Annotated in this window: 27 protein-coding genes and 1 pseudogene; 14 read left to right on the top strand and 14 right to left on the bottom strand. The window is 66.9% G+C overall.

What is annotated here, in order from left to right; translation table 11 throughout:
* Nucleotides 1-523 precede the first annotated feature (523 nt).
* The 4 genes from C477_RS21335 to C477_RS21320 are packed head-to-tail and all read left to right on the top strand — an operon-like array spanning nucleotide 524 to nucleotide 3,160.
* The gene (locus C477_RS21335) at nucleotides 524-994 is read left to right on the top strand and encodes a 30S ribosomal protein S15 (protein WP_008896652.1); all 471 of its coding nucleotides are present in this window, start codon (nucleotides 524-526) and stop codon (nucleotides 992-994) included.
* Between the two features lie 14 nt (nucleotides 995-1,008).
* On the top strand, nucleotides 1,009-2,202 hold the full coding sequence (locus C477_RS21330; RefSeq protein ID WP_008896651.1) for a hypothetical protein: 1,194 nt from the start codon (nucleotides 1,009-1,011) through the stop codon (nucleotides 2,200-2,202).
* Nucleotides 2,199-2,525: a KEOPS complex subunit Pcc1 gene (locus C477_RS21325; RefSeq protein WP_008896650.1), complete on the top strand. Its 327-nt coding sequence runs from the start codon at nucleotides 2,199-2,201 to the stop codon at nucleotides 2,523-2,525. Before C477_RS21330 ends, C477_RS21325 begins: the two co-directional genes overlap by 4 nt.
* Complete coding sequence (locus tag C477_RS21320; protein WP_008896649.1) at nucleotides 2,522-3,160, top strand: 30S ribosomal protein S3ae; 639 nt, start codon at nucleotides 2,522-2,524, stop codon at nucleotides 3,158-3,160. Before C477_RS21325 ends, C477_RS21320 begins: the two co-directional genes overlap by 4 nt.
* Nucleotides 3,161-3,379: 219 nt before the next feature.
* Here C477_RS21320 and C477_RS21315 read toward each other — a convergent pair whose 3' ends face one another.
* On the bottom strand, nucleotides 3,380-3,739 hold the full coding sequence (locus tag C477_RS21315) for a winged helix-turn-helix transcriptional regulator (protein ID WP_008896648.1): 360 nt from the start codon (nucleotides 3,737-3,739) through the stop codon (nucleotides 3,380-3,382).
* Nucleotides 3,740-3,883: 144 nt separating this feature from the next.
* Between C477_RS21315 and C477_RS21310 the strand changes: the two genes are divergently transcribed.
* Together C477_RS21310 and C477_RS21305 are read left to right on the top strand one after the other, a co-directional pair.
* Nucleotides 3,884-4,522: an NAD(P)-dependent oxidoreductase gene (locus tag C477_RS21310; RefSeq protein WP_008896647.1), complete on the top strand. Its 639-nt coding sequence runs from the start codon at nucleotides 3,884-3,886 to the stop codon at nucleotides 4,520-4,522.
* Between the two features lie 132 nt (nucleotides 4,523-4,654).
* The gene (locus C477_RS21305) at nucleotides 4,655-5,884 is read left to right on the top strand and encodes an iron-containing alcohol dehydrogenase family protein (RefSeq protein WP_008896646.1); all 1,230 of its coding nucleotides are present in this window, start codon (nucleotides 4,655-4,657) and stop codon (nucleotides 5,882-5,884) included.
* Nucleotides 5,885-5,985: 101 nt separating this feature from the next.
* Here the strand turns inward: C477_RS21305 and C477_RS21300 are convergent, their stop codons facing one another.
* The 6 genes from C477_RS21300 to C477_RS21275 form a co-directional block, all read right to left on the bottom strand.
* A complete protein-coding gene (locus tag C477_RS21300; protein WP_008896645.1) occupies nucleotides 5,986-6,441 on the bottom strand; it encodes a hypothetical protein in 456 nt (151 codons plus the stop codon).
* 103 nt (nucleotides 6,442-6,544) lie between these two features.
* Entirely contained in the window at nucleotides 6,545-8,911 is a 2,367-nt protein-coding gene (locus tag C477_RS21295) for an MEDS domain-containing protein (RefSeq protein WP_008896644.1), read from the bottom strand.
* 87 nt (nucleotides 8,912-8,998) lie between these two features.
* The gene (gene queC / locus C477_RS21290; protein ID WP_008896643.1) at nucleotides 8,999-9,730 is read right to left on the bottom strand and encodes a 7-cyano-7-deazaguanine synthase QueC; all 732 of its coding nucleotides are present in this window, start codon (nucleotides 9,728-9,730) and stop codon (nucleotides 8,999-9,001) included.
* Nucleotides 9,731-9,762: 32 nt separating this feature from the next.
* Nucleotides 9,763-10,587, bottom strand: a complete 825-nt coding sequence (locus C477_RS21285) for a 7-carboxy-7-deazaguanine synthase QueE (RefSeq protein WP_008896642.1) — start codon at nucleotides 10,585-10,587, stop codon at nucleotides 9,763-9,765.
* 1 nt (nucleotide 10,588) lies between these two features.
* Nucleotides 10,589-11,107 carry a 6-pyruvoyl trahydropterin synthase family protein gene (locus C477_RS21280; protein ID WP_008896641.1) on the bottom strand — a complete coding sequence of 173 codons (519 nt, stop codon included), beginning with the start codon at nucleotides 11,105-11,107 and terminating at the stop codon, nucleotides 10,589-10,591.
* Nucleotides 11,108-11,293: 186 nt separating this feature from the next.
* Nucleotides 11,294-11,650 (bottom strand): winged helix-turn-helix domain-containing protein, encoded by a 357-nt coding sequence (locus C477_RS21275; RefSeq protein WP_008896640.1) that lies wholly within the window; start codon nucleotides 11,648-11,650, stop codon nucleotides 11,294-11,296.
* 168 nt (nucleotides 11,651-11,818) lie between these two features.
* Here C477_RS21275 and C477_RS21270 point away from each other — a divergent pair, with 168 nt between their 5' ends.
* On the top strand, nucleotides 11,819-12,505 hold the full coding sequence (locus C477_RS21270) for a competence/damage-inducible protein A (RefSeq protein WP_008896639.1): 687 nt from the start codon (nucleotides 11,819-11,821) through the stop codon (nucleotides 12,503-12,505).
* Between the two features lie 44 nt (nucleotides 12,506-12,549).
* On the opposite strand, the gene C477_RS24800 is transcribed toward C477_RS21270, so the two are convergent.
* A complete protein-coding gene (locus C477_RS24800; protein ID WP_008896638.1) occupies nucleotides 12,550-12,675 on the bottom strand; it encodes a hypothetical protein in 126 nt (41 codons plus the stop codon).
* 189 nt (nucleotides 12,676-12,864) lie between these two features.
* Here C477_RS24800 and C477_RS21265 point away from each other — a divergent pair, with 189 nt between their 5' ends.
* Both C477_RS21265 and C477_RS21260 read left to right on the top strand, forming a co-directional pair.
* Nucleotides 12,865-14,025 carry an ATP-NAD kinase family protein gene (locus C477_RS21265; protein WP_008896637.1) on the top strand — a complete coding sequence of 387 codons (1,161 nt, stop codon included), beginning with the start codon at nucleotides 12,865-12,867 and terminating at the stop codon, nucleotides 14,023-14,025.
* 119 nt (nucleotides 14,026-14,144) lie between these two features.
* Nucleotides 14,145-15,176, top strand: a complete 1,032-nt coding sequence (locus tag C477_RS21260) for a phosphate uptake regulator PhoU (protein ID WP_008896636.1) — start codon at nucleotides 14,145-14,147, stop codon at nucleotides 15,174-15,176.
* Nucleotides 15,177-15,210: 34 nt separating this feature from the next.
* On the opposite strand, the pseudogene C477_RS21255 reads toward C477_RS21260, so the two are convergent.
* Nucleotides 15,211-15,672: pseudogene (locus C477_RS21255) on the bottom strand (transposase); the annotation flags it as partial.
* Nucleotides 15,673-15,858: 186 nt separating this feature from the next.
* On the opposite strand from C477_RS21255, the gene C477_RS21250 reads away from it, so the two are divergent.
* On the top strand, nucleotides 15,859-17,148 hold the full coding sequence (locus C477_RS21250; protein WP_049914752.1) for an MFS transporter: 1,290 nt from the start codon (nucleotides 15,859-15,861) through the stop codon (nucleotides 17,146-17,148).
* Nucleotides 17,149-17,224: 76 nt separating this feature from the next.
* On the top strand, nucleotides 17,225-17,728 hold the full coding sequence (locus C477_RS21245; protein WP_008896633.1) for a DUF5797 family protein: 504 nt from the start codon (nucleotides 17,225-17,227) through the stop codon (nucleotides 17,726-17,728).
* Nucleotides 17,729-17,883: 155 nt separating this feature from the next.
* Here C477_RS21245 and C477_RS23730 read toward each other — a convergent pair whose 3' ends face one another.
* The 3 genes from C477_RS23730 to C477_RS21235 form a co-directional block, all read right to left on the bottom strand.
* The gene (locus tag C477_RS23730; RefSeq protein ID WP_152423370.1) at nucleotides 17,884-18,354 is read right to left on the bottom strand and encodes a hypothetical protein; all 471 of its coding nucleotides are present in this window, start codon (nucleotides 18,352-18,354) and stop codon (nucleotides 17,884-17,886) included.
* A gap of 130 nt (nucleotides 18,355-18,484) precedes the next feature.
* Complete coding sequence (locus C477_RS21240; RefSeq protein WP_008896632.1) at nucleotides 18,485-19,537, bottom strand: DUF5787 family protein; 1,053 nt, start codon at nucleotides 19,535-19,537, stop codon at nucleotides 18,485-18,487.
* A 108-nt stretch (nucleotides 19,538-19,645) separates the two neighbouring features.
* Entirely contained in the window at nucleotides 19,646-20,080 is a 435-nt protein-coding gene (locus C477_RS21235) for a bis(5'-nucleosyl)-tetraphosphatase (protein ID WP_008896631.1), read from the bottom strand.
* 227 nt (nucleotides 20,081-20,307) lie between these two features.
* Here C477_RS21235 and C477_RS21230 point away from each other — a divergent pair, with 227 nt between their 5' ends.
* From C477_RS21230 to C477_RS21220, 3 genes are all read left to right on the top strand, one after another.
* Nucleotides 20,308-20,643: an uS10/mL48 family ribosomal protein gene (locus tag C477_RS21230; RefSeq protein WP_008896630.1), complete on the top strand. Its 336-nt coding sequence runs from the start codon at nucleotides 20,308-20,310 to the stop codon at nucleotides 20,641-20,643.
* Between the two features lie 135 nt (nucleotides 20,644-20,778).
* Entirely contained in the window at nucleotides 20,779-21,372 is a 594-nt protein-coding gene (locus C477_RS21225) for a DUF302 domain-containing protein (RefSeq protein WP_008896629.1), read from the top strand.
* A 110-nt stretch (nucleotides 21,373-21,482) separates the two neighbouring features.
* Entirely contained in the window at nucleotides 21,483-22,766 is a 1,284-nt protein-coding gene (locus C477_RS21220) for an amidohydrolase (protein WP_008896628.1), read from the top strand.
* Nucleotides 22,767-22,844: 78 nt separating this feature from the next.
* Here the strand turns inward: C477_RS21220 and C477_RS21215 are convergent, their stop codons facing one another.
* Together C477_RS21215 and C477_RS21210 are read right to left on the bottom strand one after the other, a co-directional pair.
* The gene (locus C477_RS21215; RefSeq protein ID WP_008896627.1) at nucleotides 22,845-23,660 is read right to left on the bottom strand and encodes a DUF4397 domain-containing protein; all 816 of its coding nucleotides are present in this window, start codon (nucleotides 23,658-23,660) and stop codon (nucleotides 22,845-22,847) included.
* Between the two features lie 324 nt (nucleotides 23,661-23,984).
* Nucleotides 23,985-25,388, bottom strand: a complete 1,404-nt coding sequence (locus tag C477_RS21210) for a geranylgeranyl reductase family protein (RefSeq protein ID WP_008896626.1) — start codon at nucleotides 25,386-25,388, stop codon at nucleotides 23,985-23,987.
* Between the last annotated feature and the right edge of the window lie 102 nt (nucleotides 25,389-25,490).

Genomic DNA, 25,490 nt, shown 5'->3' with positions numbered 1-25,490 from the left:
TTCAGTACTGGCTCGCTCGAGAACACCACGAAAGCCCCTGCCTCGTCGACCGGTTGCAACTCGCTGCGCGCTTCCTTCGCTCGCAGGCTCGCTCAGTCCAGTGCTTGCGTCGTTTCACCGGATCGACCGAGGCAGTCCCTTTCATTCCCACCCACGGTGGCTTGACCGGCCAGCCGGCACGGGTGGGAATGAAAGGGGCTGGCGCTATCGAGGAAGGCCGACGACACAAGCACCGAGCGAAGTGAGGCGCGCAGCGAGTCGCCCGACTCGATAGCGCCAGGGGCTTTCGTGGTGTTTGCGATACGTCAATCAACACCTGCGTATTCTATAGAGGCGACTCGAGCAACCCAGTCTAGAAACCCTTTAGTCCGTCCGAGCGAAGACACTGGTGGGAAGCGCACGGCCGCAAATCTGACTGCGCCGTCCACTGTTTCGGACGGCTTGGGATTGCGGAAGTGCACGGACGGTCGCAGCGGCGACTGTCACACGACTTCAGCGGTCAGTGCGGTTCCTATCCTCACCAATGGCACGAATGCACACCCGCCGTCGCGGCTCGTCCGGATCGGACAAGCCGACGGCAGACGACCCGCCGGAGTGGAGCGACGTCGACGCGGACGATATCGAATCCCGCGTCGTCGAACTGGCAGAGCAGGGCTACGATCCCAGTCAGATCGGGATGAAGCTGCGCGACGAGGGCGTCACGGGCACGCCCGTCCCGGACGTCAAGCTGGCGACCGGGAAGAAGATCACCGAGATCCTCGAGGAGAACGACGCGCGATCCGAGTTCCCCGAGGACCTCTATAACCTGATGGAACGCGCCGTGCGCCTGCGCGAGCACATCCAGCAGAACCCGCAGGACTACCAGAACAAGCGCGCCCTGCAGAACACGGAGTCGAAGGTCCGACGCCTCGTCGACTACTACCGCGGCGACGAAGTCGAACCGGACTTCACGTACTCCTACGACGTCGCGAAAGAGCTCCTCGACGAGGAGTAACCCACCGGATCTAGATGGCCACCGATAGTCGGTCCGCCGAGCCGGCGTCTGCCCCCGCCGCGGAGGCGATCGGGAGCGCCGGCTTCGTCCATCTCGTCGCGCGCGCCGACGGCGACGCGCTGGCGGCCAGCGGCCTGCTCGCGCGGGCCCTGGCCGACCGCGGGACGCCGTTCCAGGTGAGCGTCGGCCCCACGGTCGCCGACCGAACCGAGCGCGTTCGCGACCGACAGGCGGCGGCCGACGACGTCACCGTCGCGATCGGCGCCGTCGACGCGGACGCGACGCGGCTCGATGCTGACGACCGACCCGCCACGCTCGCGGCGCTCGAGGCCGTTCGCGGCCTCGAGGCGTCGCCGGATCACGTCCTCGCACTCGCGGGGCTCGTGGCCGCCGGCGTCGAACCCGGCGCCGGCGAGAGCGAGTGGGTCCTCGAGACCGCCCGATCGCAGGGTCTGGTCGATCGCCGACCGGGCGTCGCGGTGCCGACGACCGATCCGGTCGACGGCCTCGCCCACTCGACGCGCCTTCGCGCGCCGTGGTCGGGCGACCTGAGCGCGACGCGGACCGCACTCGAGGAACTCGGCGTCGACCTCACCGCGCCGGAGGAGTTCGACGCGGACGCACGCCGGACGATCGGCTCCGCCGTCGCCCTCGATATCGTCGGTGACGACGAGGCCGTACCGGCCGCGGCCGAGACGGTCCAACGCGTGCTCCGGCCGTACGCGACGCCCGACGCTCCGTTTGCGACCGTCGGCGGCTACGCGGACGTCCTGGAGGCGACCGCCCGCACCAAGCCGGGCACCGGCGCCGCGCTCGCGATGGGCCACGACGCCCGCGAGCCGGCACTGGACGCCTGGCGCGAGCACGGCCGACGCGCCCACGCGGCCCTCGAGGCCGGCTCGACGGGACGCTACGACGGGCTGTTCGTCGTCGGTATCGACGACGGCCCCGTCGAAGCGGTCGCCGGGATCGCCGCGGCCTACCGGTCGCCAGAAGCGACCGTCCTCGCCGTCGGCGACGGCGAGGCGGCGATCGCCACCCGCGGCGGCGAGCCGCTGGGGGCGACCGTCGAGGCGGTCGCGCGCGAACTCGAAGAAGTCGGAATCGAGGGGGTCGCCTACGACGGCGGCCGCCGCCGCGGCTACCTGCGGTACGATCCCGCCGTGGACGAGTCGACGCTCATCCAGATCGTGAGGGACCGACGATGAGTCGGCGCGCGACCATCCGAACGCGCCACGACGACCCCGAACTCGTCGCGCGGACGCTTCGCCCGGACAACACCGACGAGATGGAGACGGTCGTCGAGCGCGACGGCAACGAGAGCGAGACCGAGACCGGGGGCACCGTCGTCACGCACATCGAACGCGAGACGACCGGCGGCCTCCACTCGAACATCGACGACTACGTGGTCAATCTCGAGGTGGCGATCGACGTGGCCCGCTCCGGACGGGACCGACGGGAACAGCGCGAGCAACCAGCGGACGCGGGGCCCGCGTCCGATGCGGACAGCGACACTACAGATACATCATGAGTGAACGATCAGTTTCACGCGCGAAACAGGAGAAGCGGTGGTACACCGTCCTGGCACCCGAGCAGTTCGACCGCCAGGAACTCGGCGAAACCCCCGCTGACGAACCGGAAAAGGTCTACGACCGAACCATCGAAACGACGCTCGGCGAACTCAACAACAACGCCAGCGAGAACAACACCAAGCTGACCTTCAAGATCACCGACGTCGGCAGCGACTCGGCGTACACGGAGTTCGTCGAGCACTCCCTGACCCGGGACTACCTGCGTTCGCTGGTCCGACGGGGCGCCTCGAAGGTCGAGGCCTACGTCACCGTCCTCACGACGGACGACTACCGCGTCCAGATCCAGCCCGTCGCCTTCACGACCAAGAAGGCCGACGCGAGCCAGGAGAAGGCCATCCGCAACCAGATGGTCGAGATGATCGAGGAGGCCGCCGCCGAGCGCTCCTTCGAGGAGCTCATCGACAGCGTCGTCGAGGGTCGACTCTCCTCGGGGATCTACGGCGAAGCCAAGACGATCTACCCGCTGCGCCGCGTCGAGATCCAGAAGGCCACCCTCGAGGCCCACCCCGAAGAGGTCGCCGAAGAGGAAGCGACCGCGGTCGACGTCGACGAAGACGACGTCGCGGCCGAATAAGCGGCCCGGACTCAGACTCAGACTCGAATTCGAAGCGAGTCCGACTCTCGAGTCGCGATCGACAACCGAGATCGATTTTTCTCGCCGGCGCCGTCTCGTCGCAGAGCCACGGGTGTAGCGGTCGAGTCGCGGCGCATGACGACGCAGATATAGAATTGCGGAGACAACACCGTCGCACACGATACGGCGCTCGAGGCGCGTACCGAGCGCTTCGTCTCGCTACGGGTCGCGCTCCTCGCCGTCGGCGCGGTCGTCGTCGATCCACTTCTCGCCCCACTCGAGGATCTCGTCGAACGCCGAGAGGAGGTCCGCACCCTTCGGCGTCAGCGAGTAGTAGACGGCGATCGGGCTCTCCTCCTCGACTCGCCGCTCGACGTAGCCCGTCTCCTTGAGGTCGTCCAGCACGCGGGACAGCGTCTGCGAGTTCGCGTCCGTCGCGCGCTTGAGTTCGTTAAAGCGGAGTTCGCCCTCTCGGAGGACGTGAATGACGGTCAGCCGCCACCGCGAGCCGACCTCCTCGAGGGTCTTGATCACCGGACAGCTGGCGTATTTCGCTTCGAGATCCGAGTGCGGTGACATCGATGTGACCTGCTCATACCGACGTTCGCTGAACTATATCACAGTTACGTCCCAATAGCAGGTATGGTGATGTGACCGGCTGTCCGGTTGCGCATCTGCGTATCGCGTGCCGACTACCAGCGACCAATCACCGCCACCACGATCATGAACGTACTCCTACTCGGTGCGAGCGGACGGATCGGACGACGAATCGCGAGCGAACTCCTCGAGCGCGGCCACGAGGTGACGGGAACCTCCCGCAGCGGCGAGATCGACGGGATCGACAACCCCGACTTCGAGGCGGCCGCCGCCGACGCGACCGACGCGGACGAAATCGCGTCCCTGGCGGCGGATCGCGACGCCGTCGCGTCGGCGCTCGGCCCATCGGACGACGCGGACGTCGACGTCCTCGTCGAGATGGCCGCGGCGGTCGTCGAGGGACTCCAGCGGACGGACACCGACCGCCTGGTCTGGACCGGCGGCGCGGGCGGTCTCCGCGTCGGCCCGGACACGATGCTCATCGAGACCGAGGAGTTCCCGGACGAACTCGAGACCCTCGCGCAGGCGGCCATCGACGCGTACGGGGTCATCGGCGAGGCGGACGATCTGCGGTGGACCTACCTCGGACCGGCGGCGGTGATCGAGCCCGGCGAGCGGACGGGCGAGTACCGCACCGCGGACCGCCAACTCGTCGCCGACGGGGACGGCGAGAGCTACATCTCGATGGAGGACTTCGCCGTCGCGTTCGCCGACGAACTGGAAAACGACGAGGCGGTTCACACGTACCTCGGCGTTGGCCACTGACGCCGCGAGCCCGGGGACGACGAGCGGACCGCCGGACGCGAACGAACCGGCGAACCGGATTCCGATACGACTCCTTACTACTGGATCTCCGCTGCTCTCGCTTTTAACAGCCCGCGACCCGTACGGCCGCCCATGAGTTCTCGCTCGAGCGAAAGCGACCGCGATCCGTCCTTCCGTTTCGACTACGACCCGGCGACGATCCGCTTCGGCGCCGGCAGCGTCGACGACCTCGAGGCCGAACTCGAGGCCCTGGATCTCGAGCGCGCGCTGGTCGTCTGCGGCTCGACGGTAGGGGCGACGTCGACGGTGATCGAGCCGGTGAAATCGGGGCTGGGAGACCGGCTGGCCGGCGTGTTCGACGAGACGTCGGCGGCGAAACGGCTCTCGACGGCGCTGGCGGGGCGCGACCGCCTCGAGGCCGAGGACGCTGACGCGATCGTAAGCGTCGGCGGCGGCAGCAGCCTCGACGTCGCGACGGTTATCAGCGTCCTCGCGGCCAACGGCTACGGCCCGGCGGCCGCCGGCCGGGAACTCGCCGAGACGGGGACGCTTCCGGTCCCCGTCGAGGGGCTGGTGCCGGTCGTCGCGGTGCCGACGACGCTCGCGGGCGCCGACCTCTCGACCGTCGCCGGCATCGCCGCCGATCCCGACGAGGGGCCCATCGACGAACCGGTCAGCGGCAGCGTCTCCCACCCCGATCTGATGCCCGCGGCGGCGGTCTACGACCCCGAACTGGTCGCGACCACGCCGGATTCGGTCCTCGCCGGGTCGGCGATGAACGGCTTCGACAAGGGCATCGAGACGCTCTACGCGGCCAACGCGACGCCCGTGACCGACGCGACGGCCAGACACGGCCTCGAGAAACTCGAGGACGGCCTTCGGGCGTTCGGCGACGGCGACCGCGACGTCGCGACGTTCGAGACGCTCCTCGAGGGGATCGTCCTCGTCCAGTACGGCATCTCCAGACCCGACGAGACGACGCTCTCGATCGTCCACGCCTTCGGCCACGGGCTGACGGCCGGCTACGACGTTCAGCAGGGGGCCGCCCACGGGATCGTCGTCCCGCACGTCTTCGAGTATCTCTTCGAACGGGAGGACGTGGACGCGCGATCGGGGATGCTCGCGAACGCGCTCGGCGTCGGCGACGCCGCGGACCGCGGTGCGGCGGTCGTCGAGGCGGTCGCGGAGATTCGGGACGGGCTCGACCTCCCCGCGCAGTTGCGCGAGGTCGACGGCCCCCAGCCCGAGGAGTTCGCCGCCGTCGCGGAGGTCATCCTCGACGACGCGTTCATGGCAAACGCGCCGCCGGGACTCGAGCCGTCGGTCGCGGAGATCGAGGGGATCCTCGAGGCGGCGTGGTAGAAGCCAGTTCGTCGGTGCCGACCGGGCGATCGAACGAGCGGGCGTCAGGCGTTCGGTTCCGATACCGACGACTTCGAGGCCGCCGGTGCCGACGACTCGGGCTACTCGGACGATTCGAGCGACGACGGCGGTTCGACGCCCCGACGCGGCGGTCGCAGCCCGTTCTCGAGCGGCGAGCAGAGCCACGTCGCGTAGATCGCGGCGATCGTCGTCCCCGCCGCGACGACGAATACGATCGTCGGCGCCGCGAGGTGGACGAGTTGGAGCAGGGAAAGACCCGTTCCACCGCCGAGAACGAAGGTCACGGCGAACGTGCGCAGTTGCTCGGGGATCCGCGAGAGAAGTCGCTCGCGCCAGTAGACCGCGTACCCGAAGCCACAACAGACGCCGAGAAGTACGGCGATCGGGTGGTCTGTCGGCGACGGCACACCGGTCTCGCGCGTCGCGAAGAAAGCGAACACCGGGAGAGCGACGACGAGTTCGACGAGTTCGCCGCGGCGACCGTCCGGCGTCGTCCACCCGTCCTCGTCGCGGAACCACTCGCGGAGCGAGAGCATCGGTCTCGGTATCGACGTTCGACCCGTCGTGTTACTAATCTAACGACTGGTCGGTTCTCGAGGTACCGCTGTGTTCGGACCCGGATAGCGGCCCCTGAGTCGCTCACTCACGAACGGTCGGGTCGGGAAACGCCACGGAGAAGGTCGACCCCTCGCCGGGTTCGGACTCGACCCAGATGTCGCCGCCGTGGCGCTCGACGATCCGCTGACAGAGCGCCAGCCCGATCCCGGTGCCGTCGTACTCCGCGCGGCTGTGCAGTCGTTCGAACACCTCGAAGATCCGCTCTCGTTCCCCGGGCTCGATGCCGATCCCCTCGTCGCTGACCGAGACGATCCACTGCCGACCGTCCCGTCGGGCCGCGATCTCCACCCGCGGCGGCTCGTCGCCGCTGTACTCGAGCGCGTTCGTCAGCAGGTTCTGAAACAGCTGGTGGAGCTGGTTTCGGTCGCCGGCGACGGTCGGCAGGTCGCCGACGTCGATCTCGGCGTCGGACTCCGCGATTCGGAGTCGGAGATCCGCCAGGACGTCGTCGACCACGGCCTCGAGATCGACCGACTCGAATGGCTCGCCCCGCGTCTCGATCCGGGAGTACGCGAGCAGGGCCTCGATCATGGCCTTCATCCGCTCGGCGCCGTCGACCGCGAAGTCGATGAACTCCTCGCCGTCGTCGTCGAGTCGATCGGCGTACCGGCTCTCGATCAGCTGCAGGTAACTCGAGACCATCCGCAGGGGCTCCTGGAGGTCGTGGCTGGCCGCGTAGGCGAACTGCTCGAGCCGCTCGTTGGACTGCTCGAGGCGCTCGATCGTCTCCTCTAACGTCACTTCGTAGCGCTTGCGCTCGAGTTCGTACCGAACCCACTGGCCCATCAGGTCGAGGAACGTCCGCTCGGCCTCGGTGAAGGGCTCCTCGCGGGGCGCAGTCGAGACGAAGAAGAACGTCCTGTCGAGGTCGTCCGCGATCGAGAGCCGCGTGCCGAAATAGGACTCGACGCCGAACTCCTCGTAGGCCGTCGTTCCCTCGAACCCGGTGGCTTCGGGATCTGTGATCGACGCGGTGTCGGTCGCCGCGTCCTCCCCGGCCGCGTCCGTCTCGTCGGCGAACACGCGACAGTAGGTCTCCGAGAGGGAAACCTCGGCGCCCGGTCGGAGGCGCTCGTGGTCGCCGCTGACGGCCTCGACGACGAACCGATCGGTCTCGGGGTCGATCCGGGCCAGCCCGCCGAGCTCGAGGTCGAACCGGTCGCAGCCGAGGTCGAAGATGGCCCGCAATTTCTCGTCGAACGAGCGGTCGGGATCGGCGGCGATCTCGTAGAGGCGCCGCTGTGCGCGCTCGCGTGCCTTCCGCTCGCTGATATCGCGGGCGATCGCGAGCATGCACGGCCGACCGTCGACCGTGATCTTCGACGCCGAGAGCTCCGCCGGAATCGGCTCGCCTTCCTTCGGGAGACAGCTCAGCTCGTCCGTCCAGCCGGCCCCCTCCTCGAAGACGGTGCCGACGAACTCGCGGAACGCCTCCATCTCGTGGGGATGGCAGTCCGACGGCCCGAGCTCGAGCAGTTCCTCGCGGGAGTAGCCCAGCATCTCACAGCCCGCCGGGTTGGCCTCGAGGATCTCGTCGGCGTACGGATCGTTGATGAAGATCGCGTCCTGGCTGTGCTCGAAGATCTTCCGGAACCGCTCGGTCGCGCGCTCGAGGGCCGCGTTCCCGATCGTTCGCTCGCGCAACGTGGTCGTCATCCGTTCGACCTCGCGAGCGGGCCGATCCGGGCCGAAGAACTCCGCCGGGGGCGTGTAGTAGATGTTCTCCGAGACGACGCCGTCGTGGACGAGCAGCGGGTGCGTGCGGATCACCTCGTGGATGACGTCGGCGGGGAACCGCTCGCGGTTGTACTGACAGCAGACGGCGTACGGCTCGCCCTCGTAGATCGAGTTGAGGATCGCCTCGTACTCGACGAGGTGATCGAGGTCGGTATCGCCGTCGTTCAGGGCCCACGTCATCTCGGCGGCCGCACGGATACCCGTAAAGTCGTCTTCCTCGGTCGCCTCCGCGAGCGACTCCTCCCAGAACCGCACCATCGCGTCGCGGTCAAACTCGCCGGTCCGACGGTAGGTGTCCGCGGGCGTCACCACCGAGAGCGCGCCCGACTCGAGGGCGTCGTCGACGTCGATGCCGTACTCCCGCATCGCCGACAGGACGTCGGCCCTGTCGTTCTCGTCGGCGATGTAGAGACAGCGCTCGCCGCGCTCGAGTCCTCGCCGGACGAAGGGGATCACGGCGCTGAACTGCTCGTCGTGGTCCTCGTAGAGGAGCGCGACGTGATCGGTCGACTCGTCGTGATCGTGATCGGACTCGTCAGGCGATCCGACCAGCCCGTGAAACGCCGGATTCCCCCGCGAAGACTCGAGATCGGACGCGATTCCGAGCGCCGGCAGTCGCTGGCGGTCGTCACGATCCGCCCGCTGGTACATTGGTAGCAACTACTCATGGCCGCCCATAAAATATGAGGGGGCACGTCCCGAGGTGAATTACCGTTCAGTTACACCCGTAGAAACCGGTCACTCGTCCACGTACGACGGTCGCTCGGCGTACTCGATCGGATCGCGGACGCCGACGTTCTGAAACGCCTGCAGGCGGAACGCGCAGGCGTCGCAGGTGCCACAGGCGGGCTCGTTCTCGCGGTAACAGCTCCAGGTGTGTTCGTAGGGGACCTCGAGACCGACGCCGTGCTCGGCGATATCCGTTTTCGACCATTCGACGAACGGCGCTTCGATCGAGACGTCGGTCTCGGGTTTGGTCCCGACGTCGACCACGTTCTCGAAGGCCTCGAAGAACTCGGGACGACAGTCCGGATACCCCGAGAAGTCCTCGCTGTGGGCGCCGATGAAGACGGCCTCGCAGTCGTTAGCCTCGGCGTAGGAGACCGCCATCGCGAGCAGGTTCGCGTTCCGGAAGGGGACGTACGAAGTGGGGATCTCGTCGCTGTCCATGTCGGCGTCCGCGACGGCCATCTCGTCGTCGGTGAGACTCGAGGCGCCGATCGCCGAGAGGTGTCCGGTCTCGATCTGCAGGAAGTCCGCGGCGTCGAGTTCGTCGGCGAGTCGACGGGCGCATTCGAGCTCGCGGTCCTCGGTGCGCTGGCCGTAGGAGGTGTGCAGGGCGTAGATGTCGTAGCCCCGGTCCCGGGCCTCGTAGGCGGCGGTGGCGCTGTCCATGCCTCCCGAGAGGAGGACGACGGCGCGTTTCTCGGTCGATTCGTCTCCGTCAGTTGCGGTGGTCGCGTCGGTCATCGTAGTGTTCGTGGTCGAACGGTCGTCGGTCGCTACGTCTCAGGCGCGTCGTTCCAGAGGTCGACGTGGAGCCGCGGGGTGTATCGGAAGCCGTGCTCCATCGCGAGGTCGGCGACGCGGGTGCGGGTCTCCGCGAGGCGCTCTCGAGTCGCGCCCTCGGGCATCAAGAGGACGTCGTCGTCGCGGATCGGTACGTCCGCGACGTCCCGGAGCTCCGCGAGCAGGTCGAGAATCTCAGGCATATCGTCGCCGTCGGTGACGACGAACTTCAGTTGAAAGTCATAGTCCTCGACGAGACCGGCCAGCGCCTCGAGATCGATCCGGTCGCGCTCGTGGCGCTCGGCCCACTGCTCCGCGTCGGCCTCGTCGGCGTCGTCCGGCGCGCGCTCCGGCGTCGGCGTGCTGCTCTCGAGTTTCGGGCTGATCGAGGCGAGATCGATCGGCGCGTCGCGATCGATCGTCCCGTTGGTCTCGACGGTGGTGTGATAGCCCCGGTCGTCGAGCGCTTCGAGCAGCGCGACGCTCTCCTCGTGGATCAGGGGTTCGCCGCCCGTGAGCACGACGTGGTCGGCGTCGTGGCGCTCGATCTCGGCGAGGATCTCCTCGAGAGACATGTACGCGTGGGTCGGCTCCCAGGAGGTGTGATAGGAGTCGCAGAACCAACACCGGAGGTTGCAGCCGCTCGTGCGGACGAACACCGACGGGACGCCGGCGAGGGTGCCCTCGCCCTGCAGCGAGTAGAACAGTTCGTTGATCGGGAGACCGTCGTCGGGACGCTCACCGCGGGTTCCCGCACCGTCTCGAGCGTCGGCGCCCTCGCCCTCGCCGTCGCGATCGACGGAATCGGAGACCGGCATCTCAGAATCGGCCGCCCCCGCAGAGTTCGCTGGTCTCGTTGACCTGCACCCGGACGTCCGAGACGTTCTCGGGGAGCGCAGCCAGGAGCTTTCGCTCCAAGAGCACGCTCATCACCTCCGCCGTCGGCGGATGCTCGAGGGCGACGACCGCGTCGCCATCGCCCGAGGCCTCGAAGGCCTCGATCAGCGGATCGCCCGCCTCGAGGAGGAACCGGTGATCCCACTCGTCGATAACGTCGGTAATATCGCCCTTGTCGGCGACCCAGCCTTCCGCGGCGAGTTCGCCGACGACGGTGACGGCGACCTCGTAGTTGTGGCCGTGCGGGCGCGCGCACTTGCCGTCGTGGTGGCGGATCCGGTGGCCGGTGCTGATCCTGATCGGTCGGTCGTGGCCGACCCGGAGGACGCGTTCGGTGCCGGCGACGGGGTCCCGCTCGCGGCTCGCGGCGTCACCGCTCGCTACCGTCGAGGTCTCGTCGGTCGCAGCCGCTGGATCGGCTCCGTCGGACGGTTCGGTCATACCACAGTATTCCCGCGAGATTACTTAAGGATGACCGAACCGTCGGCGGCGATCCGTTCGGACGATCGTCTACTGGCGTCGACTCGAGTCACAGGTCAAAACGACCGTTCGACTCGTCGGTCGAGTCCGACCGACGTCTCCCATCCCTGGTTCGATTCGTCGATCCTCTCGCTCGAGACGGTTCGGCTAGTCCCTGAGCTGATCTTGCAGTCTGTTCTTGGCCTCCGTTCGGCGCTTTTGAGAGAGCTGCGGGCGATCCTTCGAGAAGTCGACGTCGATCTCGTCCAAGGTTCGCCGGTAGATATTCGTGCGGCGTCCCTCTTCGGAGAGCTGTCGCCCCTCGCAGGTCAACAGTCCGGCGTTGACGAGTTCCTCGATGCGCCGATAGCACGTCGCAATCGGAATCTCGATATCCTCGCTCAAGGCCTGTGCCGACTTCGGTGTTCCCGCCGCGCAGAGGATCTCTGCGCTGTACTTGTTCCCGAGTGCCGAGAGGATCGCGCTCGAATCCGCCTCGGTTCCATCCGTCCGACTCTGAGACATCGTTCACTCACTACTGAATTATCAAGATTGAATCTTGTGGTTACCTGACCGGTCCAGTTATATACCAGTCTGAAAAGCAACTGATTGCGCCTCGACGAGGGATCTCGAGAGCCGACCGCGGACCGGCGCCTCGATACTCGTTTCAATCCGGGGCCCGAACGATCGCGTATGAACGTCGCGGTCGTCACGGTCGGGGACGAACTGCTCGCCGGGCAGACGACGAACACGAACGCCGCCTGGCTCGGCGAACGACTCGACGAGCGCGGCGTCTCGGTCGAACGCGTCACCACGGTCCCGGACCGAATCGGCGATATCGCCCGCGTCGTCAACGAGTACCGCGCCGAGTACGACGCGGTCGTCGTCACCGGCGGCCTCGGACCGACCCACGACGACGTCACCATGGAGGGCGTCGCCGCCGCGCTCGGGCGCGACCTCGAGGAACACGCCGAGGCGCTCGCCTGGCTCGAGGAGTCGGGTTACTCGCGGGACGATCTGACCGCGGGGACGGCGGACCTGCCGGCCGGCGCTCGAGCCGTCGACAACGACGAGGGGGTCGCCCCGGGCGCGGTCGTCGAGGACATCTACGTCCTCCCCGGCGTACCGGCCGAAATGAAGCGGATGTTCGAGTCGATCGAATCCGAGTTCGCCGGCGCGCCGACCTACCGCGAGGAAGTCGTCGCCGACGAACCCGAGAGCGCGCTGCTCGACCGGATCGCCGGCGTTCGCGATCGATTCGACGTCAGCGTCGGGAGCTATCCGGGCAATTCCGTCCGACTCGCCGTTCAGGGGACCGACGAGGAGACGGTCGCCGAGGCGGCCGCGTGGCTCCGCGAACGCGTCGAACTCGCCGAGTGAGACGGCGGTCGGCCGTCGACGGCCGTCGGTAGCCGCCGGTAGCGTTATCGGTAGAGGTACGCGAGCCAGACGATCGTTACGAGGAGGCTGAGGACCAACGCAACCCAGCCGACGACGTCCATCGGTAGCTCCGCCCCTTCCGCGAGTACGACCTGCGTAACTGTGTCCATGCTCCGCGGTCCGTCCCCTGCCCCCTTAACCTTTCAGAAAATCGGCGCGTCGTTCGGCGGACGTTCGATCGCGGTCCGCGGGCGCGGGCCGCGCCGCCGCGCCCGTCGGGGCGTGCTGAGCCGAGCGAGACGCCGGCAGCGTGCTCGAAACACCATACGGCTTATTGATCGGCTTCGCCTACGTCCGCCATGGACTCGCTCGGCGTGGTCGTCAATCCGATCGCGGGAATGGGCGGTCGGGTCGGACTGAAGGGAACCGACGGCAAACTCGAGGAAGCGCGCCGCCGCGGGGCCGAACCGCGGGCGCCGGAACGGGCGCGCGAGGCGCTGCGGTCGCTGCATCGGCGGGCGCCTGACGTCGCCGTCTACACCGCGGCGGGGGTCATGGGCGAGCGGGCGGTCCGCGACGCCGGCTACAAACCGATCGTCGTCTACGAGCCGACGGCCGACGACGCCGACCCGGCCGACGCGACCGTTTCCGTGAACGCCGATACCGATCCGAGCGACACGTCGCGGCCGGTCGATCCGGCGACCGCCGCGACGACGGCCGCCGACACGCGGGCCGCCGTCCGGGCCTTCCTCGAGCGGGACGTCGACCTGATCCTGTTCGTCGGGGGCGACGGCACCGCGGTCGACGTCGCCGACGTGCTCGAGGAGACGGCGGGCGACGAGACGCCGATGCTCGGCGTCCCCGCGGGCGTCAAAATCTACTCGTCGGTGTTCGCCGTGACGCCCGCGGACGCGGGCCGGATCGCCGCCGAGTTCGACCGCGCGGCCGACCGCGAGGTCAACGACATCGACGAGGACGCCTACCGCGAGGGGGAAGTCCGCTCGCAACTCGAGGCCATCGTCCCCGTCCCCGTCGCGCCGGACGTCCAGTCGAGCAAGCAGGTCTCGAGCGGCAGCGTCGACTCGCTGGCCGCGGGCTTCGCCCGCGAAGTCGACCCCGAACGCACGTACGTCTTCGGCCCCGGCAGCACCGTGGGCGCGATCGAGCGAGAGCTGGAGATCGACCCGTCGCCGCTGGGCGTCGACGTCTGGCGCGACGGTGAGGTGCTGGCTCGCGACGCGGCCGAGAGCGATATTCTGGACGTCCTTGAGGCGCCGGCGACGATCGTCGTCTCGCCGATCGGCGGCCAGGGGTTCGTCTTCGGGCGTGGCAATCACCAGATTTCGCCGGCAGTCATCGAGCGGGCGGACGAGATCGAGGTCGTCGCGTCGGGGGAGAAACTCGACGGAATCGACGCGTTGCACGTCGACACGGACGACGAGGCGATCGACGAGGAGCTGCGGGGCTGGCTGCGGGTGCGGACCGGCCGGTTCACGACGCGGCTCGTGAAGGTCGTCTGAGGGCTAGTTGTTTAAGGTACGTGCGATTCCGTCCTACACAATCATCCATATAACTATCCGACCCGGATATAAGGTACATATAGTCAAGATTAAGGTCGTGTCTTTCCTTAGGATGTCATATGGAAACGCGGAAAGTGCAACGACTCGGGCCGTCGACGCTCGCGATGACGCTCCCCGCCGAATGGGCGTCCGAACACGCCGTCGAGAAGGGCGACGAGGTCTCCCTCCGGACCAGCGGGAAGGGGACGCTGACCGTCATGCCCGAATCCGCCAGCTCCGAGGAGACGGAAGCGATCATCCACGCGGACGATTTGGACGCCGACGCCGTCGAGCGCGCGATCGTCGCCCAGTACGTCCTCGGGCGGCGCGTCATCCGCATCGACACCGAGGACGGCGCCCTCGAGTCCGACCACATCAACGCCGTCTACCAGGCCGAGACCCAGCTGATGGGGCTGGGCGTCATCGAGGAGACGCCCGAGAGTATCTCGATCCGCTGCTCGGTCGACCCGGAGGACTTCACGCTGAACAACTTGCTCGAGCGCCTCGAGCGTACCGGCCAGACGATGCGCGGCGAGGGGATCAAGGCCTTGGCCCACGGCAACCCCGACCTGGCCCAGCGGGCCCTCAACCGGGAGCGACAGGCCAACAAGATTTTCGTCCTTCTGCTGCGCTTGATCTTCACTGCGTACCAGAATCCGAACCTCGCCCGCGCGGTCGGGCTCAACAGCGGCTTCCCGTTGATCGGCTACCGCTCGATCGCGAAGAACTTAGAGCTCACCGCGGACAACGCCGAGGATATCGCCGAGATCGTCATCGAGACCGAGGGCCACAGCCTGAACGTCGATAGCTCGGTGATGCGGGACATCCGCGAACTGAACGACCTGGTCGACGAGATCACCTCGATCGCCGTCGAGGCGGCCGTTGAGCGCGATTACGACAAATCGAATCAGGTTCGGAAAATGTTCCACGACGTCTCCAGTAAGGAACAGGAGATCCTCGACGAGCTTCCGGAGATGGACAACGAGGACCTGCTGCGGGTCCGCGAGGTGCTCGTCAGCCTCCAGCAGACCGCACAGTACGCCATGCGAAACGCCGAAATCGCGGCCAACCTCGCGCTCAACGAGGAGTCCGAGCACACGACGATCAAGTAAACTACCCCACCCTACTCGCTCACGGCTTCACCGTGGCACGAGGCATCTGCTTACGAATCCCTGTCAGGTTCTCGAACGCGATTACGTCGCAGTTGTGTTCGACAGCTTCCGCGACGAGTTCTTTCGAGACGGTGTGCAAGAAGTGGTCATAGCGTCCCGTCTCGGTGCGTCCGACCGATTGGATGAGTTCGTGGGCGGCACGCGTGCCACGCTGCTGGAGTGACCTCTGTCGCTTCTCGAACTCTCGATGCCAATGGTTCAACTCCGACCCGTTCCAAAATGTGCCCGTGGATGTGACGGCGACGTTTTCGATGCCGAGGTCAACGCCGAGGACTGTGCTGTGCTCCTCGTTGCCTTCGCCGGCAGTCTCGAACTCCACGTCCGCCTTTGTTCGGACGTGAAGGTAGAACTCACCGTCGCGGTAGTGCAGTTCTGCGCCCGTCACTTCGTAGTCGTCGGTAAACAAATACTCCGAGTGTGGCGTCTCGCGATTCTCGAGCACTGACGCCGACCGCGCGTCCGACGGACTCGCGGACCGCTACTCGGTCACTCGAGTGCTCGAGCGTCGACCCCCGTTTTCGACCGTCCGCGACGCGCGTCGAACGCTTCGGGTCGGCTCGAACCGGTTCGAGCGGGTTTCGGTTCGAAACGCTAATCGGACGCGATACCGCACGTAGTGTCGATGCGGGAGCTTCGTCGCCGAATCGTCGCCCAGTTCGCCGTCGACCGTCGCGTCCTCGCGCTGGCCTTCGCCCGGATGGCCGACGGCATCGGCAACTCGTTTCTCATTATCGTCATTCCGCTGTACGTGACCAGCGACGTCGTCGGCGGGGCGACGTTCGGACTGGGCGAGTCGATGCTCATCGGCGTCATCCTCTCGCTGTTCGGCTTTCTCAACAGCAGCTTCCAGCCGTTGACCGGTCGGCTCTCGGATCGGACGGGGCGGCGCAAGTCGTTCATCCTGATCGGGCTCGCCGGCCTCGCGGTGACGAACATCTCCTACGTGTTCGCGGACACGTACCTCTCGCTGCTCGTCGTCCGCGGGCTGCAGGGGGTCAGCGTCGCCTTCATCATTCCGGCGTCGATCGCGCTGGTCAACGAACTCGCGACGAGCCAGGACCGCGGCGGGAACATGGGCGTCTACAACACGTTCCGGCTCGTCGGGTTCGGTTCCGGCCCTATCGCGGCCGGCGCGCTCGTCAACCTGGGTCCCTACCGGCTCCCCGCGGACGTAACGCTCAGCGGCTTCGACGCGGCCTTTTACCTCGCGACGACGACGGCGCTGATCAGCTACGGGCTGGTGACGTTGCTCGTCGCCGATCCAGACGCGACGAAAGCGAACGCCGGCGCCGACCTCTCGATCGACATCCGGGATCCGTCGGGCGAACACCTGTTCGATCCGATCTTCACCCTCGGGGTCGTCTCCCTGTTCATGGCCGCGGCGATCGCGCTGTTCGCGACGATCCAGCCGCAGGTCAACGCCCGCCTCGAGCAGGGATCGACGTGGTTCGGCCTCCAGTTCGCGGCGTTCATCCTCGCGCAGGTGGCCCTGCAGACGCCGATCGGCCGGGCCTGCGACCGGTACGGCCGCCGGCCGTTCATCCTCGCCGGGATGCTCCTCCTGATCCCGACGACGTTTATCCAGGGCTTTCTCACGTCGTCGGCGCCGATGTTCCTCGCCCGTCTCGGTCAGGGCGTCGCCGCCGCGATGGTGTTCGCGCCCGCGCTCGCGTTGGCCGGCGACCTCGCGGGCGAGGGCGAGTCCGGGTCGAAGCTCTCGATTCTCACCATGGCCTTCGGCTACGGCATCGCCGTCGGGCCGCTGACATCCGGCGCGCTGATCGGCTACGGGTTCAAAACGCCGTTTCTCTTCGGAACGGCGCTGGCCGCCCTCGGGGCCATCCTCGTCTACACGCAGGTCGAGGAGACCCTCGAGTCGACGCGGTCCGTGCCGGTCGTCGGCGACGATTGAGCGGCGGTCGACCGCGGGACCGCGATCACACCGCAGGACGCAACGCAAAAGTAGCGGATCCGCATACGATGCGACGATGACGCTCTCGGAGGAGGCCACAGAACGGTTGGCGGACGTGGTGGAGCTACAGCCGACGAAGAACTCGGAACTGCAAGAGCGGTGGGACATGGAGAGCGGCAGCGAGGTCCACCAGTACCTCGAGAACGAACTGGGCGACTACTACTTCCGGGACGACAACAGCCTGATCCGCGCGACGGCGGAAGCGAACGACCTCGTCGACGTCGAACCCGGCATCGAGAGCGATCCCGAGGACGAGGGCGTCCCCTCCCGGATCCGGGTACCGGAGCTGCAGACGCAGATCGTCGCCGTGCTGGCCGGCCCCGAGGAGGAGTCCGAAAGCGTCGTCTCGGTCCTCCACAAACTGCGCGAGGAGTTCAACGTCGACCCCGAGGCCGAGGACGTCCGCTCGGGGCTCCAGAGCCTGCGCCGCAAGGGCGTTGTCGAGGTCGAGTACCGCACCGTCCCCACGTTCCGCCTGACCGTCGACCGCGACGACCTCGAGGTCGAGTCGTCGGAGTAGGGCCAGTTTCTCGGGCCAGCGTGGTAATGGACGTATCGCGAGTTTCGCGAAAAAGACGCTCCCAGTAGTTGGTGAGACGATTTCGGTATTCAAAGAGAGACGGGGAACTCGCGTTCAGTACAGGAGCCACACCTATCGTTCGTACTAACGAGCGATCAGACAGCAGGGGCCCCATCTACACTAGCACTGAACGGTTCGCCATCATCACGAGCGAGGCCGATGTATAGAACAGGGTCACTGACAGGGGTTCGAAGATTAAACTCAGTAGTCACGGCTCCTCGGCCCTCAATCGTAATCTCTGCTGTGTAGTTTCCGCTCTCATCAGCCGTTGGTATGCGTTTGTCTGCTCGTACACTCCGATCGTCTCCTTGCGGTTCGGGGGCTGTGATATTCGTCTCTGAAAGGATAGTCCCGGTGTCGAGGTCCCTAACGACGATCGTGGCGGTTATACTTTCGTTCAGGCTATTGTGTACAGTCAGCTGCTTTACTTCATCGTACTGTGCAGGCTGATTGTACGGGTCATCATTCGTGTCATCGGTATTATTTGTTGGCTCTGCGTCGCTTGTGATACAGCCAGCGATGAGGGTTGTACTCGGAATAGCTGCAAGAAGTGTCCGCCGTTTCATATTCTCCCCTACCGATGTGTAATATAACTGTTTTCGGGAAGGGGAGCGTTCAGTACGTCATGTACCTAGGGAATTGTCCGACTCAATTTCAGGCAGAATTCTGAATACGAAATCGCGCTCCGATCTACTGCTACAATCCCGGTCGGTGTCGTCGTCGTCGATTCTCGAGCAACTGCTGACACCGTTTCCCGGGTCCGCCCTCGATCGGCCACCCTCGAGTCCGCCAGACGGGTGGCTCAGGCTCGAACTCGGCACAGCCGCCGGAACACTCCGCGGCCGTCTGGCACCGTCCCTTCGCGGCGCAGTGGGGCTCGAGGTGGGTGCCCTCCCTCGCGCGCAACTCGAAGTGCCGACAGTCGGGGCGCATGGTGCCGGCGAACGAGCGCCAGCCGCGTTCGTAGGCGCGTTCGGCGATCTCGAGGCGCTTGCTGGACTTCGCGTCCGAATCCACGTACTCGAACCGCGCCGCCGAGCCGTCGCGCCGACCGCCGTCGGGGCGCTCTGTGATCCGCGTTCCCGGCTCGTCGACGGCCAGCGAGCGGGGGAACCACGCGACCTCGGCGGTCAGGGTCTCGGGTTCGAGCGCGAGGATGCCCGCCTCGACGGGCAGGTCCTCGAACAGCGCGCGCTCGACGGGATCGCCCGTCTTTCGGGTGGCGACCCAGACCTCGTCGGCCAGCCCGACGGCGACGTCGTACTCGAGTTGGGCCCCCAGCGCGCGGGCGGCGCTCGCGTCCAGGTCGGGCTTGTTCTCGATCGCGACGATTCGCCGGACCCAGTCGTCGGGATATGGCCACTTCCGGCGGATCTCGATGCGGTTCCCGTTCTTGCGAGTCTCGAGGATCTCGCGGTCGTCGGCCTGATGGATGGCCTCGCGGACGTAGCGCCACGGGTAGCCGGGATGGGGGAGACAGTCGCGGTAGTAACTCCATTCGGCGGGGGCGTTGCGGACGACGTGCAGGAGGTCGCCGCCGAGGCGTTCCGCGCCGAAGTTCGCCCGCTCGCGGAGCGCTTCGGGGTCACACTCGAGGACGATGGTGTCCCAGCGGCGGCGTTTCGTCCCGAGTTGCCGGGCGACGACGACCGCGTGGTCGTCACTGGCGGACTCGTCGGGCGGCCAGGCGCGTTCCGCCCAGCGACAGGTCCGGAGTTCGAACGCGAACTCGGTCGTGTACCGATCCACGACTCGGCTTCGGACCGCGCGAGCAAAAGCGCTACTCGATAGAACGCCGCCGACTGCCGTCGGCGAGATCGAGAACCTCCGTCGGCCTCGCGGCCGTTCGAACCGGTCCTACTCCTCGTCCTCCTCCCGTTCGTCGAGGAAACCGTGGGCCTGCTCCAAGATCTCCCGCGGACCGTCCTGTGTGACGGTGTTCACTGCCTGTTCGTAATCGCGCCACTGGAGGTCGCGATGTTCGTTCGAAAGTTCCGCGCTCGCCTCGAAGGACTTCGCCACGAAGAGGTGAACGGTCTTGTGGATCGTCTTGCCGTTCGCCTCGAAGACGTAGTCGTAGTCCTCGCGAAAGCCGTCGAGGAGCCGGAACTGCTCGATACCTGCCTCTTCCTTTACTTCGCGGATCGCCGTCTGCTGTAGCTCTTCATCTCCTTCGACACCGCCCTTGGGAAACTCCCAATCGCCTGGGCGGCTCTTGAGTAGAAGATACTCGCGCCGGCCCCGCGTATCGCGGAAGAGGATCGCGCCTGCGCTCGTAGCTTCGACTGCCATTAACTGGGCTAACAGGTGCGACGTTAAGAGAATATCGGACTGTTCGTCCAGCGTATACGGTTTGCCGTGCCAATTCGGTGGCCGTCGCGGTCGAACGCTCGCCGTTTCCGGGGCGTTCGGCCCGGTTCACGAATCGTTCGCCCATCAGCGCGCCCGACTCGAGCGTCGCCCGCGCGCCATCTCAGCAAGCTTTTACGCCCCGGCCGTTGACGAATGGACGACCAGCCATGACCTTCGTGACCCGTCTGACGCTCCAGAGCGGCGATCGCGCCGCGCTTGACGCCATCGTCGACGACATCAAATCGACCGCCGAACGCAAGGGCGCCGCGCTGAAAGGCCCCCACTCTCATCCCCCGAAGAAACACTCCGTTCCCCAGCACTGCCGGCTCCACGCCGACGACGAGCGGCGATTCTCCTCGTGGAGTTACACCGTCTTCACCCGCGAACTCGAGATTCACGGTCACGACAACCTCGCGCGCAACATCGCCTCGCAGAACTTCCCCGATTCGGTCCACATCGAGGCCGAGGTCGAGCAGATCCGCGGCGCCGGCCAGAGTAACTGAGCGCGCCCACGACGCGACTGCGGTTTCGATCTCGAGTCTCTCTCGACCCCGTTTGCGATCGTTTCACCGCCAAACGTTCCGTTAGCCGAGCATACGTCCGCATAACTACCACCGGCTCGCCGGACCGTCGGGACGATGACGGACGATCGATCCGACACGGCGCGACGACGCTTCCTGCAGGCGCTCGGCGCGGGAACGGCGCTCGGTATCGGCGCATCGACGACAGCTACCACCAGTGGCGACGGCGACAAATCTGCGATGACGACGACGGCCGCAACCGGTGACGATGCCGCCGACGGCCCGAAGACGGCACTCGACGATCCGGGACTGATAACCGCAGAGAGCGACGACGACTTCGAGACGACCGTCGCGCGCGTCGAACCAGCCCTCGAGGAGCGAGACCTGCTGCTCGTCGCGACGATCGACCACGCGGAAAACGCCGAATCGGCCGACATGGACCTCCCGCCGACGACGCTGTTCCTCTTCGGCAATCCCGCGGCCGGGACGCCGCTGATGCGGGCGAGCCGCTCGGTCGCGATCGACCTCCCGCAGAAACTGCTCGTCTGGGAGGCCGACGGGCAGGTGTACGTGACCTACAACGACCCGCAGTATCTGGCTCGCCGGCACGACCTCGAGGGAGTCGACGACCAGCTGACGGCCGTCGCCGACGCACTGGCCGATCTCGCCAGTGCGGTCGCCGGTACCGGATCCAACGCCAGCGAGGACTGACCGATCGATGCCGCGCCGCTCGTCTCGAGCGGTCGGTCGTGACGTGCCCGTCGCCCGCGAACCGTGCGAAGAGGTGCAGTACTTTTGACCCGTCACGACGAGGGACAGGTATGAGCACGGACGACCTCGTTTCGCTGCGCCGGGATCTCCACCGACGACCCGAACCGGCCTGGTGCGAATTCTACACCACCGCACGACTCGTCGACGAACTCGAGTCCAGACTTGGCGACGACCTCGACGAACTCCACGTCGGCCCCGACGTCATCGCGGGCGACCACCGGATGGCCGTCCCCGACGAGGCGGAACTGACTCGCTGGCTCGAGCGGGCCCGCGAGGCCGGCGCCGACGAGGAGGTTCTCGAGTCCCTCGCGGGCGGCTACACCGGCGCCGTTGCCGTCCTCGAGTGCGGCGAGGGCCCGACGGTGGGCCTGCGCGTCGACATCGACGGGCTCCCGCGCGAGGAGAGCGACGCTTCCGACCACGCACCCGCCGCGGAGGGCTTCCGCTCAGAACACGAGGGTGCGATGCACGCCTGTGGCCACGACGCCCACGCGACCATCGGGATCGGCGTCGCAGAGCGGATCGCTGCGAGCGACGACTTCTCGGGGACGCTGAAGGTGTTCTTCCAGCCCGCCGAGGAGGTCGTCGGCGGCGGCAAGTCGATGGCGAAAAGCGAGCACATCGCGGACGTCGACCACCTGCTCGCGATCCATATCGGACTCGATCACCCGACCGGCGAGATCGTCGCCGGCATCGACGGCTTCCTCGCCGTCCGTCACCTCGAGGCCGAGTTCACGGGCGAGTCGGCTCACGCCGGCGGCCACCCCGAACAGGGGCGCAACGCCGTCCAGGCGATGGCGACCGCAGTGCAAAATCTCTACGGGATCCCGCGGCACAACGACGGCAAGACCCGGATCAACGCCGGCGTCGCCGAGGGCGGAAGCGCCGCCAACATCATCCCGGACGAGGCTCGCATCCTCGCGGAGGTCCGCGGCGAGACGACCGAGCTGATGGAGTACATGGATCGAAAGGCGCGCCACGTGGTCCGCAACGCAGCCGAGATGCACGAGTGCGAGGTCTCGTTCGGTGTCGGGGCCGAGGCGCCGAGCGCGACGAGCGACCAGCGACTCGTCGATATCGTCGCCGACGTCGCCGGCGAGACCGCGGGCGTCGAGAACGTCCTCGAGCGCGACGAACTGGGCGGTAGCGAGGACGCGACGTACCTCATGCGGGCCGTCCAGGAGAACGGCGGCGAGGCGTGTTATGTCGGCATCGGAACCGACCACCCCGGCGGCCACCACAGCGCGACGTTCGACGTCGACGAGGCGAGCATCGACCACGGCGTCGACGTCGTCTCCGGCGTGATCGAGCGGCTCGGGCGCGGACGGCCCTGAACGCGTTCCGGCGGTGAAAAAACGGACCGAACGACTTCGACCGACGGTAGGCGGCTCGGCGCCGCCACCGTCGTCGGATCAGTGGTCGCCGTCGCGGTCGACGACGAACTCGAGGTCGAACGGCTCGTCGACCGGCGCCGATTTTGGCGCGAGGTAGCCGACCGCGAAGGCCGAGGAGACGGTCCCGGCGTCGGGTTCGACGTCGAACGTCGCGACGACGTCGCCGTCGTTGGCGTCGGTCGCGGGCCGGACCTCGAGGGTGTACGTGTCCGCGGGGACCTCGACGGCGGCCGCGTCGCCGAAGGCGGCGCCCTCGAACAGCACCGTCTCGCCGTCGCCGGCGGTGACGTCGACCGCGGGGGCGTCCGGCGAGGCGTGGACGAGTCGGATCCGGGCCTGATCGCCGGGATCGCTCAGATCGTCCTCGTAAACCATCACCTCGAACGGCTGGTTCTCCTCGGCGAGTTCGCCCACCGCGGCGACGGTGTAGTCGCCCTCGCCGACCTCGAGGTCGTCGTCGAAGACGACCGTCTCGGGATCTCCCGCGGCCGTGATCTCGACCGCGTAGGTCCCGGGCTCGAGTTCGAGGTAGTCGCTGACGGCCCGGTAGGGGACATCCTCGAGGACGGCATCGCCGTCGACCCGGACGTCGACGTTCGGCGCGTCCGGGGAGAGGTGGGCGACGCGGACGTTCCCCATAGCCGCGCCCATCTCGTCGCTCTCGGACTCGTTGTTCATGTTCTCGGTTCCGTTCTCCATGTCGCCGTTCGCCCCGTCGTCGGACATCTCCTCGCCCTCCGAGTCGTCGCCGCCACCCGTACAGCCGGCGATCGCGACGATGCCGGTGGAGCCGATCAGAGACAGTGCGCGTCGGCGTGTGTGATCTCGTGTCACGATACTATATATCAGACAGTCGTGAATCACGAGTTCCCCTAACAGTGGAGGGTTTCGGCCAGGACTCGTTTACGTCACGAGTTGAGGAACGTCCTCAGATGAACGGATATGTCACAACTCATCTCGGTTCGGTCTGCGTTCTCTGGCCGTGACCCGGGGAAGGGCAGGCTGTTGCCCGTTAGTAACCGTGAGCGAGGCCGCAGGCCGAGCGAGCGGGCCGACGACTGACCCGGAACGCAGTGGAGGGGAGAGAGGAGTGCTTTTCATCGAAGTTTTACCGAGTGCGGTCGCATAGCGACCGCACGCAGCGTAAAAGTTCGTTTCTCAGTACTTCGGATCGGCCCCGGTCGTCTCGTAGACCGTCTCCATCAGGTCGTCGCGCCGTTGCTGCCAGTGCTCGAGGGCGGCGGGGTGGTGGGGATACTCCTCGTAGAGTTCGAGCAGGTCGTCGGCGCGGCGCTTGGTCCGGAAGAGATTGATGATCGTGCCCCAGTGGCCGTAGCTCTCGTAGAGGCTCTCCGCGGCGAGTTTCGGACCGATGCTCGTGCTGCCGGAGTACAGCGCTTCGGCGAGTTTCTCACCGGGCATGGCGGCGAGCAGCCCCATCAGATCGTCGACGTCGACGGCCGTCGAGAGGATGTTGTAGACGTCCAGCGCCGCGTAACGCGCGCCGAAGTGGTCCATGACGCGCTCGTTGTACTCCCAGAGAGTCTTCTCGCTGACGTCGCCGGTCTCGAGGCCCTCGACGGCGGCCTCGGCGGCGTACTTGCCGGCGTAGGCGGCGCCGGCGATGCCGCCGCCGGTGGTGGGGTTGACGTGGCCCGCGGCGTCGCCGACGGCCATGTAGCCCGGGTGAACCGCGGAGTCGTAGGGCCGGCGGGTGGGGAGGGCCGCGCCGAGTTTGTCCTCGACCTCGGCGCCCCGGAACTCGGAGCGGTTCTCGAGGTCGCGTTTGAGGTCGTCAACGAGTTTCATCGGCTCCTCGGTCATCTGGAAGCCGAGTCCGGCGTTGATCTCAGTGTCGGTTCGCGGGAAGTACCAGAGGTAGCCCGCGGCGCGTTCGGTCGGCTTGAACACGAGCGCGTCGTCCCACTCGACGGGGTCGTCGACGTGGACGATCTCGCGGTAGGCCGAGCAGAAGTGGCTGTAGTTGACGTTCGTGTCGAACGTCGACGCCGAGAAGTCGACGTGGTCCTGCAGGACCGACAGCGAGCCCGCGGCGTCGATGACGACGTCGGCCTCGTAGGTACGGGGCTCGCCCTTCCGGATCGCTTCCACGCCGGTGACCTGCCCGTCGTCGGCCTGCGTGACGTTCTTCACGACCGTGTCGTAGTGGAACGCCGCGCCCGCGTCCGCCGCGCCCTCGATGATCAGGCGACCGTACTCCCAGCGGTCGATGACCGCCAGTTCGCCGGGGATCGGGATCTCGAGGACGGTGTCCTCCTGGGGGATCTCGAAGCGGCCGTGGTCGACGCCCGTGTTGGTGAAGGCGGGTTCGATCTGCGATTTCGGGATCGATTCGGGGAAGGCGTCCGCGCCCTTCAGGGCGTCCCCGCAGGCGATGTGGCCGGCCTCGTCCTCGGTCTTGCGCTCGAGGACGACGACGTCGTACCCCTCGCGTGCAACGGTCGCTGCGGCGTAACACCCTGCGGTCCCCGCGCCGACGACGACCACGTCCGGCGAGTGGGTCTCGGACGCGGCGGCCGTCGACTGCTCCTGCGTACTCATACTAACAGTGTCTACACCACGGGGAGAAAACGTTTTATGTGTTATTTGTCGGCATCGCGAGGCCAAAAGCGGGAGCCGACGGCCCGGTGTCCGTCACCGTTC

Origin of the sequence: Haloterrigena salina JCM 13891 (assembly GCF_000337495.1) — an archaeon.
Lineage (GTDB): Archaea > Halobacteriota > Halobacteria > Halobacteriales > Natrialbaceae > Haloterrigena > Haloterrigena salina.
The sequence above is the reverse complement of the archived record's forward strand: the minus strand, read 5'-3'. Positions and strand labels throughout refer to the sequence as shown.